Source organism: Klebsiella sp. JB_Kp004 (assembly GCF_040065795.1).
In the GTDB taxonomy this organism is placed as follows: Bacteria; Pseudomonadota; Gammaproteobacteria; order Enterobacterales; family Enterobacteriaceae; genus Klebsiella; species Klebsiella quasipneumoniae.
This window is the reverse complement of sequence record NZ_JBEAKW010000003.1, coordinates 135918-149844: the sequence shown is the minus strand read 5'-3', so window position 1 is coordinate 149844 and position 13927 is coordinate 135918. Positions and strand designations below refer to the sequence as shown.

General features: G+C 57.9%; 13 protein-coding genes. 3 read left to right on the top strand and 10 right to left on the bottom strand.

Annotation, left to right across the window (positions count from 1 at the left end; translation table 11 throughout):
- Positions 1-16: 16 nt before the first annotated feature.
- The 6 genes from ftsB to cysG all read right to left on the bottom strand — a co-directional run bounded on the left by ftsB (position 17) and on the right by cysG (position 5218).
- Positions 17-334 (bottom strand): cell division protein FtsB, encoded by a 318-nt coding sequence (gene ftsB / locus ABLX76_RS03870; RefSeq protein ID WP_002915156.1) that lies wholly within the window; start codon positions 332-334, stop codon positions 17-19.
- A gap of 140 nt (positions 335-474) precedes the next feature.
- On the bottom strand, positions 475-801 hold the full coding sequence (locus ABLX76_RS03865) for a DUF3561 family protein (RefSeq protein ID WP_004205590.1): 327 nt from the start codon (positions 799-801) through the stop codon (positions 475-477).
- 50 nt (positions 802-851) lie between these two features.
- A complete protein-coding gene (cysC, locus tag ABLX76_RS03860; protein ID WP_002915158.1) occupies positions 852-1457 on the bottom strand; it encodes an adenylyl-sulfate kinase in 606 nt (201 codons plus the stop codon).
- Complete coding sequence (gene cysN / locus ABLX76_RS03855) at positions 1457-2884, bottom strand: sulfate adenylyltransferase subunit CysN (RefSeq protein ID WP_023290822.1); 1428 nt, start codon at positions 2882-2884, stop codon at positions 1457-1459. Before cysN ends, cysC begins: the two co-directional genes overlap by 1 nt.
- Before the next feature lie 9 nt (positions 2885-2893).
- Positions 2894-3802 (bottom strand): sulfate adenylyltransferase subunit CysD, encoded by a 909-nt coding sequence (gene cysD, locus ABLX76_RS03850; protein ID WP_048335130.1) that lies wholly within the window; start codon positions 3800-3802, stop codon positions 2894-2896.
- Between the two features lie 9 nt (positions 3803-3811).
- A complete protein-coding gene (gene cysG, locus ABLX76_RS03845) occupies positions 3812-5218 on the bottom strand; it encodes a siroheme synthase CysG (RefSeq protein WP_072096587.1) in 1407 nt (468 codons plus the stop codon).
- Between the two features lie 246 nt (positions 5219-5464).
- On the opposite strand from cysG, the gene ABLX76_RS03840 reads away from it, so the two are divergent.
- Entirely contained in the window at positions 5465-6511 is a 1047-nt protein-coding gene (locus tag ABLX76_RS03840) for an aminopeptidase (RefSeq protein ID WP_348874015.1), read from the top strand.
- 68 nt (positions 6512-6579) lie between these two features.
- Here the strand turns inward: ABLX76_RS03840 and cysH are convergent, their stop codons facing one another.
- The 3 genes from cysH to cysJ all read right to left on the bottom strand — a co-directional run bounded on the left by cysH (position 6580) and on the right by cysJ (position 10924).
- Entirely contained in the window at positions 6580-7314 is a 735-nt protein-coding gene (gene cysH, locus ABLX76_RS03835; protein ID WP_004205586.1) for a phosphoadenosine phosphosulfate reductase, read from the bottom strand.
- A 98-nt stretch (positions 7315-7412) separates the two neighbouring features.
- Positions 7413-9125 (bottom strand): assimilatory sulfite reductase (NADPH) hemoprotein subunit, encoded by a 1713-nt coding sequence (cysI, locus tag ABLX76_RS03830; RefSeq protein WP_004205585.1) that lies wholly within the window; start codon positions 9123-9125, stop codon positions 7413-7415.
- Positions 9125-10924: an NADPH-dependent assimilatory sulfite reductase flavoprotein subunit gene (gene cysJ, locus ABLX76_RS03825; protein ID WP_048335134.1), complete on the bottom strand. Its 1800-nt coding sequence runs from the start codon at positions 10922-10924 to the stop codon at positions 9125-9127. The genes cysI and cysJ overlap by 1 nt, the downstream gene beginning before the upstream one ends.
- A 316-nt stretch (positions 10925-11240) precedes the next feature.
- On the opposite strand from cysJ, the gene queD reads away from it, so the two are divergent.
- Positions 11241-11606: a 6-carboxytetrahydropterin synthase QueD gene (gene queD, locus ABLX76_RS03820; protein WP_004174641.1), complete on the top strand. Its 366-nt coding sequence runs from the start codon at positions 11241-11243 to the stop codon at positions 11604-11606.
- 40 nt (positions 11607-11646) lie between these two features.
- Here the strand turns inward: queD and queE are convergent, their stop codons facing one another.
- Entirely contained in the window at positions 11647-12318 is a 672-nt protein-coding gene (gene queE, locus ABLX76_RS03815; RefSeq protein ID WP_023290825.1) for a 7-carboxy-7-deazaguanine synthase QueE, read from the bottom strand.
- 477 nt (positions 12319-12795) lie between these two features.
- Between queE and ABLX76_RS03810 the strand changes: the two genes are divergently transcribed.
- Positions 12796-13905, top strand: a complete 1110-nt coding sequence (locus ABLX76_RS03810; RefSeq protein ID WP_348874013.1) for an SDR family oxidoreductase — start codon at positions 12796-12798, stop codon at positions 13903-13905.
- The last annotated feature ends 22 nt before the right edge of the window (positions 13906-13927 follow it).

The following is a 13927-nucleotide window of genomic DNA, read 5'->3' as shown; positions in this document are numbered from 1 at the left end:
GTAATCCTGGGCCTGGTTATCGATTGTTCTGCTGTTGCCCCGATGCCTGGTTGCGTTTAGACGCATCCGGTACCAGACGATAGAAGGTTTCGCCCGGGCGGGTCATGCTGAGTTCATTGCGCGCACGCTCCTCGATCGCTTCCTGACCGCCGTTGAGGTCGTCAATTTCGGCAAACAGCTGATCGTTGCGTGCTTTTAATTTGGCGTTAGTCGCCTGCTGGGCGGTGACGTCGTCGTTAACCCGCGTGTAGTCATGCAGGCCGTTTTTACCGAACCACAGCGAATACTGTAGCCAGACCAGCAAAGCTAATAATAGCAGCGTTAGTTTACCCATCCTGCCCCCTGAAAAACGGCATCATCATCCCAAAACTCGCCCGGGTACGCTACCGGGGCGCGCGGACGATGCCGCGTAACGCGGGGACTGTACCATATTTTTGCTGCTGATACCCATGCTTGATTCATACCAGAAACGGGTTATCCCAACAGCCAGAGGAAGAGGAGCGCAAACATCAGCCCGACGGTCAGGATGGTCGCGCTGGCGCTATAGAGCAGTTTGCCATTGAGCAGAGAGTGCAGCGCAATACCGACCACCACCGCCACCGGCATCAACGCAAGGAAGAATGGCCAGGTGTAGAGGAGGAAGAAAAGTGTATTACTGCCATAGAGAAGGAAGGGAATACCCAGCGCCAGCAGCCATGAAATAAAGCCCACGGCAGCGCCCGACAAAGACCAGGTGGTCTCGTCGCCGGTCGCCGGAGGCGGTTCTGAACGAATAATACTGAGGTTCTGGGTATTGCGCATATCGAATCCTGTAGACCGGGCAACCGGCACCCCTCGATGCCGCTGCCGTTTCAGGATCTGATAATATCGCTCTGTTGCAGCAGGTCTAATAGTTGGTGCACCAAATTTGTTACCAATTGTTCACCATCCAGATGAATTTCCGCCTTTTCCGGTGCCTCATAGACCGAGTCTATACCGGTGAAATTGCGTAATTCCCCTGCCCGCGCCTTCTTATACAATCCTTTCGGATCCCGCGCCTCGCAGATGGCCAGCGGGGTATCGACGAACACTTCGATAAAGCGTCCCTCCCCCAGGCGCTCGCGCACCATCTGTCGCTCCGCGCGGTGCGGAGATATAAATGCCGTCAATACAACCAGCCCGGCATCGACCATCAGCCTGGCCACTTCACCGACGCGGCGAATGTTCTCTTTGCGATCCTCATCACTGAATCCCAGGTCGCTGCACAAGCCATGACGTACGTTATCGCCGTCCAGCAGATAGGTGCTGACGCCGCGCTCATGCAAGGCTTCCTCCAGCGCCCCGGCGACAGTGGATTTACCCGACCCCGAAAGGCCGGTAAACCACAGCACCACGCCGCGATGGCCGTGATGCTGTTCCCGCTGCTGCTGGGTCACAGGATGGGCATGCCAGACGACGTTTTCGTCATGCTGGGCCATTATTTGCCTCCCAGCAGGTCGCGGGCGTCCCAGTGCGGGAAGTGTTTGCGGATCAGCTGGTTCAGTTCCAGCTCGAAAGCGCTGTACTGCGATGCCGACGTCGGCGCCTGCAGGTGCGGCTCGTTGACCATCCCGGCGCCGACGGTGACGTTGGTCAGACGATCGATAAAGATAAGCCCGCCGGTCACTGGGTTTTGCTGATAGGGATCCAGCACTAAAGGTTCGTCAAAGGTCAGCTCCACCAGCCCGATGCCGTTCAGCGGCAGAGACTCGACTTCACGCTGGGTCAGGTTGTTAATATCTACCTGGTAACGGATAGCATCCACGCGGGCGCGGGTCTTCTTACCGGCGATTTTGATGTCGTAGCTCTGCCCCGGGGTCAACGCCTGCTCGGCCATCCACACCACGTCGATGCTGGCGCTTTGCACCGCCGGCAGCGTGGCTTGCGCGTCAACCAGCAGGTCGCCGCGGCTGATGTCGATTTCATCTTTCAGCACAATGGTAATGGCTTCCCCGGCGGCGGCTTCCTGCAGATCGCCGTCGAAGGTGACGATACGCGCCACGCTCGACTCGACGCCCGACGGCAGCACCTTCAGACGCTGGCCGACCTGCACGGTACCGGAGGCGACCGTACCGGAGAAGCCGCGGAAATCGAGGTTCGGACGGTTAACATACTGCACCGGGAAGCGCAGCGGTTGGCTCTCCACTACCCGTTGGATCTCCACCGTTTCGAGGACTTCCAGCAGAGTCGGGCCGCTGTACCACGGCATGTTCGCGCTCTGGCTGGCGACATTATCGCCCTCCAGCGCCGACAGCGGCACAAAGCGAATATCGAGGTTGCCCGGCAGCTGCTCGGCAAAAGTCAGGTAAGCTTCACGGATCTCGTTGAAGCGCGCTTCGCTAAACTCGACGAGATCCATTTTGTTGACCGCCACCACCAGGTGTTTAATGCCCAGCAGGGTGGAGATAAAGCTGTGACGGCGGGTCTGGTCGAGCACGCCTTTACGCGCGTCGATCAGCAGGATCGCCAGATCGCAGGTGGACGCGCCGGTGGCCATATTGCGGGTGTACTGCTCGTGCCCCGGGGTGTCGGCGATGATAAATTTGCGTTTTTCCGTCGAGAAGTAGCGATAGGCCACGTCGATGGTGATGCCCTGCTCGCGCTCGGCCTGCAGGCCATCCACCAGCAGCGCCAGGTCCAGTTTTTCGCCCTGGGTGCCGTGACGCTTGCTGTCGTTGTGCAACGAAGAGAGCTGATCTTCATAGATCTGGCGGGTATCGTGCAGCAGACGGCCAATCAGGGTGCTTTTACCGTCATCGACGCTGCCGCAGGTCAGAAAACGCAGCAGGCTTTTGTGCTGTTGCGCGTGCAGATAAGCTTCTACGCCGCCTTCATTGGCAATTTGTTGGGCAATGGTCGTGTTCATGGCGGCTCCTTAGAAATAACCCTGACGTTTCTTCAGCTCCATCGAGCCGGCCTGGTCGCGATCGATGACGCGCCCCTGACGTTCGCTGGTGGTGGATACCAGCATCTCTTCAATAATTTCCGGCAGCGTCTGCGCTTCAGACTCCACCGCGCCGGTCAGCGGCCAGCAGCCGAGGGTACGGAAACGCACCATCCGTTTTTCAATCACTTCGCCCGGCTGCAGATCGATACGGTCGTCGTCGATCATCATCAGCATGCCGTCGCGCTCCAGCACCGGGCGCTCAGCGGCCAGATACAGCGGCACGATTTCGATGTTTTCCAGATAGATGTACTGCCAGATATCCAGCTCGGTCCAGTTGGAGAGCGGGAAGACGCGGATGCTTTCGCCTTTGTTAATCTGGCCGTTGTAGTTGTGCCACAGCTCCGGACGCTGGTTTTTCGGGTCCCAGCGGTGGAAGCGGTCGCGGAAGGAGTAGATGCGCTCTTTGGCGCGGGATTTTTCCTCATCACGCCGCGCGCCGCCGAATGCGGCGTCAAAGCCGTATTTGTTCAGCGCCTGCTTCAGCCCTTCGGTTTTCATGATATCGGTATGCTTGGCGCTGCCGTGGACGAACGGGTTGATGCCCATCGCCACCCCTTCCGGGTTTTTATGCACCAGCAGCTCGCAGCCATAGGCTTTGGCGGTACGGTCGCGGAACTCATACATCTCACGGAATTTCCAGCCGGTATCGACGTGCAGCAGCGGGAACGGCAGGGTTCCCGGATAAAACGCTTTGCGCGCCAGATGCAGCATTACGCTGGAATCTTTCCCGATGGAGTACATCATCACCGGGTTAGCAAATTCGGCGGCCACCTCACGAATAATATGGATGCTTTCCGCCTCCAGTTGCCGCAGGTGAGTGAGTCGTTTTTGGTCCATAACCGTTCCTTAAGCCAGATTGACCACCGAAGAGTTAAACCCCTCGGCGGATGATGTATGTTGAAACCAGGCGAGCTGCTGATGCAGCTGCACCACTTCGCCGACCACCAGCAGGGCGGGCATCGGGGCGTCTTTCGCCAGGTGTTCGAGTTGTTGCAATGTGCCGGTTATCGTCTGCTGATCGTCGCGGGTACCGCGGGAAATCACCGCTACCGGCGTATTGCTGTCGCGACCGTGGGCGATCAGCTGGGCGCTGATTTCCGCCGCCTTCATGGTGCCCATGTAAATGGCCAACGTCTGTTGGCTCTTCGCCAGCAGCGCCCAGTCGAAGGGAGCGCTGTCCGGCTTATAGTGCCCGGTGACAAAGACGGCGCTTTGCGCATAATCGCGATGGGTCAGTGGAATACCGGCGTAGGCCGTCGCGCCGGCGGCGGCAGTGACGCCAGGCACCACCTGGAACGGGATGCCCGCGGCGGCGGCAGCCTGCAGCTCTTCTGCGCCGCGGCCAAAAATAAACGGATCCCCGCCCTTCAGACGCACGACGGTTTTTCCCGCCTTCGCCGCCTCCACCAGCAGCTGATTGGTTTCATGCTGCGGCACCGAGTGCTCGCCGGCGCGCTTACCGACGCAAACCAGCTCGGCATCGCGGCGCACCAGTTCGAGAACCGGCTGGGTCACCAGATGGTCGTGGAAAACCACGTCCGCCTGCTGGATCGCCTGCAGGCCACGCAGGGTCAGCAGCCCGGCATCGCCCGGTCCGGCCCCCACCAGAATAATTTCACCTGTTTCGCGTTCAGGCTTATCCAGCTCATCCTGCAGCGCTTTTTCCGCCTCCGCAGCGTTGCCCGCCACCATCAGGCTGGCGAAGCGGCCGGTAAAGACCCGCTCCCAAAAGCGGCGACGCGCTTCGGTGGTCGTCAGACGGGTTTTCAGATGATTGCGCCAGTAGCTCGCCGATTCCGCCAGACGCCCGAGGTTCGTCGGCAGCAGCGCTTCGATTTTTTCGCGCAGAATACGCGACAGCACCGGCGCTTTCCCGCTGGAGGAAATCGCCACCAGCAGCGGCGAACGGTCGACGATAGAAGGGAAGACAAACGAGCAGAGCGCCTGGTTATCCACTACGTTGACCAGCCGGTAACGCGCGTTAGCCGCCGCAAACACCCGCTGGTTAAGCGCCTCGTCCTCCGTGGCGGCAATCACCAGAAAGACATCATCCACCAGAGCGTCGCTAAATTCCGTCGCCCGCCAGCTAAGCGCCTGGCGCGCCGCCAGATCGGCCAGCGCCGGAGACAGCGTCCCGGCGACCACCTGCACCTGCGCCTGGGCGCGCAGCAGAAACTTGATCTTGCGTTCGGCAATCTCTCCGCCGCCGATCACCAGCACGGGCCTTTGTTTCAGTTCGGCAAAAAGGGGCAAGTAATCCACGGGGTAACAACTCTCTTACAATCAGCGATACTGCGACTATAGGGTGCGCCTTAGAGCAAATGAAATTACGAAATGGAATGAGTTGTGACACAAAGGAATAACGCGGTGGAAATCTAAATATCAAAAAGTGCTTAACACGCTATTTTTCCGCTATTTAAGAGCAATTGAAATTGTTTAACCGCGGTCACAGTTTCATACTGTACGCGTCAAATTGTCTCGTTCGTGTAAGGACCCCTTATGTTTTCCGCGTTGTGCCGCCGTCTGCTTCCGCTGGCGCTCGGCACCGGTTTTGTTTTCGCCGCCGCCCCCGCATTCAGCGCGCTGGGCGACACCGCCAGTAGTCAGGCTCGCCATATCGCCACCGTCTTCCCGGGACGAATGACCGGAACGCCCCCGGAAATGCTCTCAGCTGACTATCTGCGCCAGCAGTTCGCCCGGATGGGCTATCAAAGCGACGTGCGGAGCTTCAATACCCGCTACATCTATACCGACAGCAACCAGCGTAAAAACTGGCATAACGCCACCGGCAGTACGGTGATCGCCGCCCATGAAGGCCAGTCTCGCCAGCAAATCATCATCATGGCGCACCTCGATACCTACGCGCCGCAGAGCGATAAAGACGTCGAAAACAACCTCGGCGGCCTGACGCTGCAGGGAATTGACGACAACGCGATGGGGCTCGGGGTGATGCTGGAGCTGGCGGAGCATTTAAAGAACGTCCCCACCCGCTATGGCATTCGCTTTATCGCCACCAGCGGCGAAGAGGAAGGTCGTCTCGGCGCGCAAAACCTGCTGCAGCGGATGAGCGAGGCGGAAAAGAAAAATACCCTGCTGGTGATCAATCTCGATAACCTGGTGGTGGGCGATAAGCTTTACTTCAACAGCGGCCGCCGCACGCCGGCCTCGGTGCGCAAGCTGACCCGCGATCGCGCGCTGGCTATCGCCCGCAGCAAAGGCATCGCCGCCTACACCAATCCGGGACTCAATCCGGCTTACCCGAAAGGCACCGGCTGCTGTAATGACGCCAGCGTCTTCGACAACGCGGGGATCCCGGTGCTGTCGGTCGAAGCGACCAACTGGTCATTAGGCAAGAAAGATGGCTATCAGCAGCGGAGCAAATCGCGCAGCTTCCCGCAGGGAATCAGCTGGCATGACGTTCAGCTGGATAATCAGCAATATATCGACAACGCGCTGCCGGGACGGATCGAGCATCGCGGGCGCGATGTCGTGAAAGTGATGCTGCCGCTGGTGAAAGAGCTGGCGAAGGTGGAGATGAAAAGCTGACGGGTGCAAATGAACACGCGGCATCACCCGCGTGTTCTCTTTCACACTATTCCCTGAGGAAGCGCTAATCAACCCTCGTGCAATCCGCACTCGCGTTTAAGCCCGAAGAACCGGGTCTCTTCTTCTGCCATGCCCGGCTCCCATTTGCGGGTGGTGTGGGTATCGCCTACCGACAGATACCCCTGATCCCACAGCGGATGGTATTTCAGCCCATGCTTTTGCAGATACTGATACACCGTCCGGTTATCCCAGTCGATAATCGGCAACACCTTGAACACCCCGCGCTGGACCGCCAGCACCGGAAGCGTCGCCCGACTGCCCGACTGCTCGCGGCGCAGACCGGCAAACCACGTCTGCGCGTTTAGCTCTTTCAGCGCCCGGTTCATCGGTTCAACCTTGTTGATCTCATTGTATTTCTCAATGCCCTCAACGCCCTGCTCCCACAGCTTGCCGTAGCGCGCCTCCTGCCAGGCCGCGCTTTCAGCCGCGCGGTAGACCTTCAGGTTCAGCTTGAGCTTGTCCGTCAGTTCGTCAATAAACTGGTAGGTTTCCGGGAACAGGTAACCGGTATCGGTGAGGATCACCGGAATGTCCGGGCGGATTTGATTTACCAGGTGCAAACTCACCGCCGCCTGAATACCAAAGCTTGACGACAGCACATAGTCTCCCGGCAGGTTTTCCAGCGCCCAGGCCACACGCCCTTCGGCGTCGAGCTTTTCCAGTTGGGCGTTGGTTTCCGCGAGAGCCAGAATACGTTCCACTTTCGGCAATGCATTAAGCGCGTTTAGATCGAGTACGGACATAAGAACCTCGTTTGCCTGTTTTGCCGGGCGGCACTGCGATTGCCCGGCCTACGGGTTTTACAGGCCCGGATCGCTACGCGCCACCGGGCACCAGGATGTTACTCCCAGAAATCGCGGGCTGGATCGAGCACCGGGCGAATGATGCCCGCACGCACCGTAAAGTCGCCGAAGCCTTCACCCGCTTCGCGCTCTTTCGCCCAGCGCCCTACCAGTTGGTCTAGCGAGTCGAGAATTTCCGACTCGGTAATGTTCTCACGGTACATCCGCGGGATGCGGGTGCCGCTGCGGTTACCGCCGATGTGCAGGTTATAGCGGCCTGGCGCTTTCCCCACCAGCCCCACTTCCGCCAGCATCGCGCGGCCGCAGCCGTTCGGACAGCCGGTGACGCGGGTGACGATATGCTCATCGCTCACGCCATGCTTGCTCATCACCCCTTCCACCTTGTCGATAAACGACGGCAGGAAACGCTCGGCTTCCGCCATCGCCAGCGGGCAGGTCGGGAAGGAGACGCAGGCCATTGAGTTTTCGCGCTGCGGGGTGACGGCATTCATCAGACCATGATCCCGCGCCAGCTTCTCGATCCGCGCCTTCTGATCTTCCGGTACGCTGGCGACGATCAGGTTCTGATTGGCGGTGATGCGGAATTCGCCCTGATGGATCTTAGCAATCTCCAGCAGACCGGTTTTCAGCGGGCGCCCCGGATAATCCAGAATGCGGCCGTTTTCAATAAACAGCGTCAGGTGCCATTTATCATCAATCCCCTTCACCCAGCCGATGCGGTCGCCGCGGCCGGTGAATTCGTACGGGCGGATCGGCTCAAACTTAATGCCTGCCCGGCGCTCCACTTCCGCCTTAAAGGTTTCGACGCCAACGCGCTCAAGGGTGTACTTGGTTTTCGCATTCTTACGGTCGGTACGGTTACCCCAGTCGCGCTGGGTAGTCACGACCGCTTCCGCCACCGCCAGAGTATGCTCCAGCGGCAGATAACCGAATTCGCTCGCCGTGCGGGCGTAGGTTTTTTTGTTACCGTGTTCGATAGAAAGACCGCCGCCCACCAGCAGGTTAAAGCCCACCAGCTTGCCGTTTTCGGCGATCGCCACAAAGTTCATGTCGTTGGCGTGCAGATCGATATCGTTCTGCGGCGGGATCACCACCGTGGTTTTAAACTTACGCGGCAGATAGGTCTGACCGAGGATCGGCTCTTCGTCAGTGGTGGCGACCTTTTTCTGATCCAGCCAGATCTCGGCATAGGCGCGGGTGCGCGGCAGCAAATGCTCGGAGATCTTTTTCGCCCACTCGTAGGCCTCAGCGTGCAGCTGCGATTCGTACGGGTTGGAGGTGCACAGCACGTTACGGTTCATATCGTTGGCGGTGGCCAGCGCGTCCAGCCCCACCGAGTGCAGCATCTGATGCACCGGCTTGACGTTCTTTTTCAGAATGCCGTGAAACTGGAAAGTCTGCCGGTTGGTCAGGCGAATACTGCCGTAAATGGTGTTCTCGGCGGCAAACTTATCGATCGCCTTCCACTGGGTGGTGGTGATCACCCCGCCCGGCAAACGGCAGCGCAGGAGCATCGCATGACGCGGCTCCAGCTTCTGAGCGGCGCGCTCCGCGCGGATATCGCGATCGTCCTGCTGGTACATACCGTGGAAACGGATCAGCAGGAAGTTATCGCCTTTAAAACCGCCGGTCAGACCGTCGTTTAAATCTTCCGCAATGGTGCCGCGCAGGTAGTTGCTCTCGAGCTTCATACGCTCGGCATCGGTCAGTTTACCTTCGACCACTAAAGGCCCCGGATGTTTTTCGCTCATTAGTAGACATCTCGCTGATAACGGCGCTCAACGCGCAGCTCACTTAAAAATTCGTCCGCCGCTTCGGCGTCCATCGCGCCGTATTCGGCAATCACTTCCAGTAAAGTCTGTTCCACGTCTTTCGCCATACGATTGGCGTCGCCGCAGACATAAATGTGGGCGCCATCATTGATCCAGCGCCACAGCTCGGCCCCCTGCTCACGCAGTTTGTCCTGCACATAGATTTTTTGTTGTTGATCGCGGGACCAGGCCAGATCGATACGGGTCAGCAGACCCTCTTTCACATAGCTCTGCCACTCCACCTGATAGAGGAAATCTTCGGTGAAGTGCGGGTTGCCGAAGAACAACCAGTTCTTACCTGGCGCCCCGTCCGCTGCGCGCTGCTGCATGAAGGCGCGGAACGGCGCAATACCGGTGCCCGGGCCAATCATGATCACCGGCGTCTCCGGGTTAGCCGGCAGACGGAAGTTGTCGTTGTGCTCGATAAAGACGCGGACTTCGCCATCCTCTTCCACGCGGTCGGCGAGGAAGCTGGAGGCGCCGCCAGCCCGAGCGCGGCCTTCGATGTCATAGCGCACCACGCCCACGGTGACATGCACTTCGCTCTCCACTTCCGCCTGCGAGGAGGCAATAGAGTACAGACGCGGCGTCAGCGGGCGCAGCAGACCGATTAACGCCTCGGCGTCCAGCTGCGCGGGGGAGAAACGGACCATATCGACGATTGGCGTCGCGGCGGCATACTGCTGCAGTTGAGCTTTATCGCCCACCAGCGGCAGCAGCGATTCGCTGCGGGTCAGGGTGGCGTAGTTTTCGACGATAGTCGCGGTGTTAACCGTCAGCTCAAAATGCCACTGCAGGGCTTCCGCCAGCGGCAGGGTTTTGCCCTCGACGGTCACCGGCTCGTCGCCTTTCAGCCACAGCAGCTCCACCAGCTCTTTCACCAGCTGAGGATCGTTTTGATACCAGACGCCCAGGGCGTCGCCCGGCTGATAGCGCAGACCGGAATCACCGAGGTCAATTTCGATATGGCGTACATCTTTTTCTGAATCGCGGCCGGTGATTTTCTGGTTGACCGACAGGGTCGCCGTCAGCGGAGCCTCTTTGGTGTAGGGACTGGTGTGAATGTCGTTCACTGCGCCGCTGGCGGACAGCTGAGCGGGCGCGGCGACCGGCGCACGGGCCTTCAGCACCTCAACGACGCGCGCGCGCCATTCAGCGGCCGCGGCCTGATATTCAACGTCGGCGTCGACGCGATCGAGCAGGCGTTCCGCGCCAAGTTCAGCCAGCTTGCTGTCGAAATCTTTGCCGGACTGGCAGAAGAATTCATAAGAGGTATCGCCGAGGCCAAAGACGGCGAATGCGGTTCCGTCCAGCTTCGGCGCTTTCTTCGAGAACAGGAACTTATGCAATGCGACCGCTTCTTCCGGCGGCTCACCTTCCCCCTGGGTGGAGGTCACGACCACCAGCAGTTTTTCAGCAGCAATTTGTTTGAATTTATAATCGCCTGCATTCACCAGCTTCACGTTCAGCTTCGCCGCCAGCAGATCGTCGCGCAGCGCTTCGGCGACGCGGCGAGCGTTGCCGGTTTGCGAGGCGGAAATCAGCGTGATCGTCGGGACCTCGGCGGCCGGGGCGGGAGCGGCGGCTGCCGCGCCGGACTGCTGATTCAGCACGCCCCAGAAATAGCCAGACACCCAGGCGAGCTGAGTGGGCGTGAAGTCAGTGGTGGCCGCCTGAAGGCGCGCCAGTTGCTCCGGGTTGAGCGGCAGCAAGTTGGAAGGTGGGGCCTGTGTCGTCATGCGTCGTTTGTTCCAGTAAGCAAAGCTGTTATTCGCACCCTGTCAGCGCGACAAAAACAGAAGAGAATAGAAGGTTAACGGCGGGCATAGTAACAATTAAAGAAGGGATGGAAATAATAAATAACCAAATGGACTAACCTGTTTTAGTTGTAGTTATTAACAACAAAATCGATTAAATAACTATTTGAAATATCACAACTTAATTCACTTAACCCAGATAAATGTGTCGATTTTCTGTTCAGGGCCGTTTTAGTTAATGCGAAAAAATGTACTTTCCGGTACCCTACGGCGGTTTTTTTCGTCCTGTTGAGAGTCAATGATGTCCACCACGCTGTTTAAAGATTTCACCTTCGAAGCCGCCCACCACCTGCCGCACGTCCCGGAAGGACACAAATGCGGTCGCCTGCATGGCCACTCCTTTATGGTGCGTCTGGAGATAACCGGTGAAGTCGATCCCCATACCGGGTGGATCATGGATTTTGCCGAACTGAAGGCCGCCTTCAAGCCGACCTACGATCGCCTGGACCACTATTATCTGAACGATATCCCCGGTCTGGAAAACCCTACCAGCGAAGTGCTGGCCAAATGGATCTGGGATGAGATGAAACCGCGGGTACCGCTGCTGAGCGCGGTGATGGTGAAAGAGACCTGCACCGCCGGCTGCGTCTATCGCGGCGAGTAAGCGAAAAAAAGCCCGGTCAGTACGCTGCCGGGCTTTTTTATCAGGCGATATTCAGATATTTATGCGTCTGCATGGACAGGCGCCAGTTACGGGCGATGCAGGTGTCGATACACAGGCGCGTCGCGTCTTCTTTCTGGCTGATCGGCTGCAGGGCGATGATCCGCGGTTTGTCATCGCTCAGCGTTTCCAGCAGCTCGTCCAGCGCTTCAATGTCGCGGACGCGCCCTACCGGATGTTTGATCTCATCCGCCCGCTGCAGGGCCTGAGACAGCACGTCATACCCGCCGCGCATATTCACCTTCGGCGATACCGTCACCCAGGTATGAGGCGTACAGCGAACTTCGTGAGTGCCGCTGGTTTCAATCTGGCAGCTAAAGCCGTTTTGTTCCAGCAGCGAGGTTAACGGCGTTAAATCATGAATACAGGGCTCACCGCCGGTAATGACCACGTGGCGGGCAGTCCACCCCTGACGACCGATAATCGCCAGCAGATCTTCACTGCTTGCCGGCCCCCACTTATCGCTCTCTTTGGTTTTCGCCAGGATGCTGAACAACGACACTTCCCGATCGGCCAGTTTGTCCCAGGTATGCTTGGTGTCACACCACGCGCATCCTACCGGGCATCCCTGCAGACGAATAAAAATGGCAGGCACGCCGGTGAAGTAACCCTCGCCTTGCAGGGTCTGGAACATCTCGTTAATCGGGTACTGCATAGTCATCTCTGTTTAGGGTGATAAACGTTTATTATCGCAGATTTCACTGTCCAGGTCTTGTCCTGCGCTGCGATCGTTTTTCCTTCACGGCGTCGCTTTCTCTCCCCGGAGGTTATTCATTGTTAATTAAAAGCATGCCTCTGTTTTCGTTTATTTCATTAGTGTGGTAAGGATTAAAATAAACGTCGCGCCATGCCAGCGTAAAGAAAGATGTAACAGAAGATGTTTTTCGCGCTATAAACCAGAACATATTAAACGTCAGCATAAAAATAAAAACAGTTTTAAATACAGCAGTGTACAAATTGATACATGAAAGAGTGAATTATTTATCTGGTCTGATAGTCGAATCCAATCCACCGCCAAAAATAAGCTTAAGCTCCTCTTAATAAAGCCCTGTTGCCCGCCATTTTTTATTTAATCGTCGTTTACTTTGTCCCTCCTAGAATCCCGCAGACCAACCATAATGAGATAGCATTTATGACCACATTATTCATTACCGGCGTCACCGGTTTTCTGGGCGGCGCGGCGTTAGAGAAAATACTCCATCAGGATAGCCAGTTAGAGCTGCTGCTGCTGGTGCGTGCCGACAGTCCCGACGCAGGCCTGGAGCGGGTCAAGGAGAACATGCGTAAGTTCAACATCGCCGAGGAGAAACTGGCGATGCTGCGCCCGCAGCAGATCCTGCTGGGCGATCTCGCCTCTCCGGAGCATTTTCTTAACGACCCGCGGCTTGAGCAAGTTACCCATGTCCTTAACTGCGCTGCTGTCGCCTCGTTTGGCAGCAACCCGCTCATCTGGAAGGTTAACGTTGCGGGTACGCTGCGTCTGGCGCAACGGATGGCGCTGGTGGCGGGTCTGCAGCGTTTTCTGCACGTCGGCACCGCAATGTCCTGCTCACCGGAGCCGGATTCGCTGGTCGCCGAGAGCGCGGAGTTTCGGCAGCGCGCCGAGCATCTGGTGGAATATACCCACTCGAAATCGGCCATCGAGCAACTGATGCAGCAGCACTGCCCTACGCTACCGCTGGTCATTGCCCGCCCTTCTATTGTGGTGGGCCATACCCATCATGGCTGCCGGCCTTCCAGCAGTATTTTCTGGGTGTTCAGCATGGGGCTGATGCTGCAGAAATTTATGTGCGCGATGGAGGATCGGATCGATGTTATTCCGGTGGACTACTGCGCCGATGCCCTGCTGATGCTGCTTAACCAGCCGCTGGCCCGCGGCGAGGTGGTGCATATCTCTGCCGGCGAGGAGAACAGCGTGAAGTTTGCCGAAATCGACCGGGCGATGGCCCTGGCGCTGGAGCAGGCGCCGGTGGGAGACAAGTACGCCCAGGTGAGCTATGAAACGCTGGTCAAAATGCGTCGCGAACTGAAAGGAATTTTTGGGCCGTGCAATGAGCGACTGATGCTGAAAGCGATGCGCTTATATGGCGCGTTCGCCACGCTGAACGTGCGCTTTAGCAACGACAAGCTGCTGAGCATGGGGATGCCAAAACCGCCGCGCTTTACCGATTACATCGACCGCTGCGTGGAAACCACTCGCGGGCTGTCGATCCCTCAGCAAATGGCCGTCGACTTTAAATAATGGCCGCAGGCATAAAAAAAAT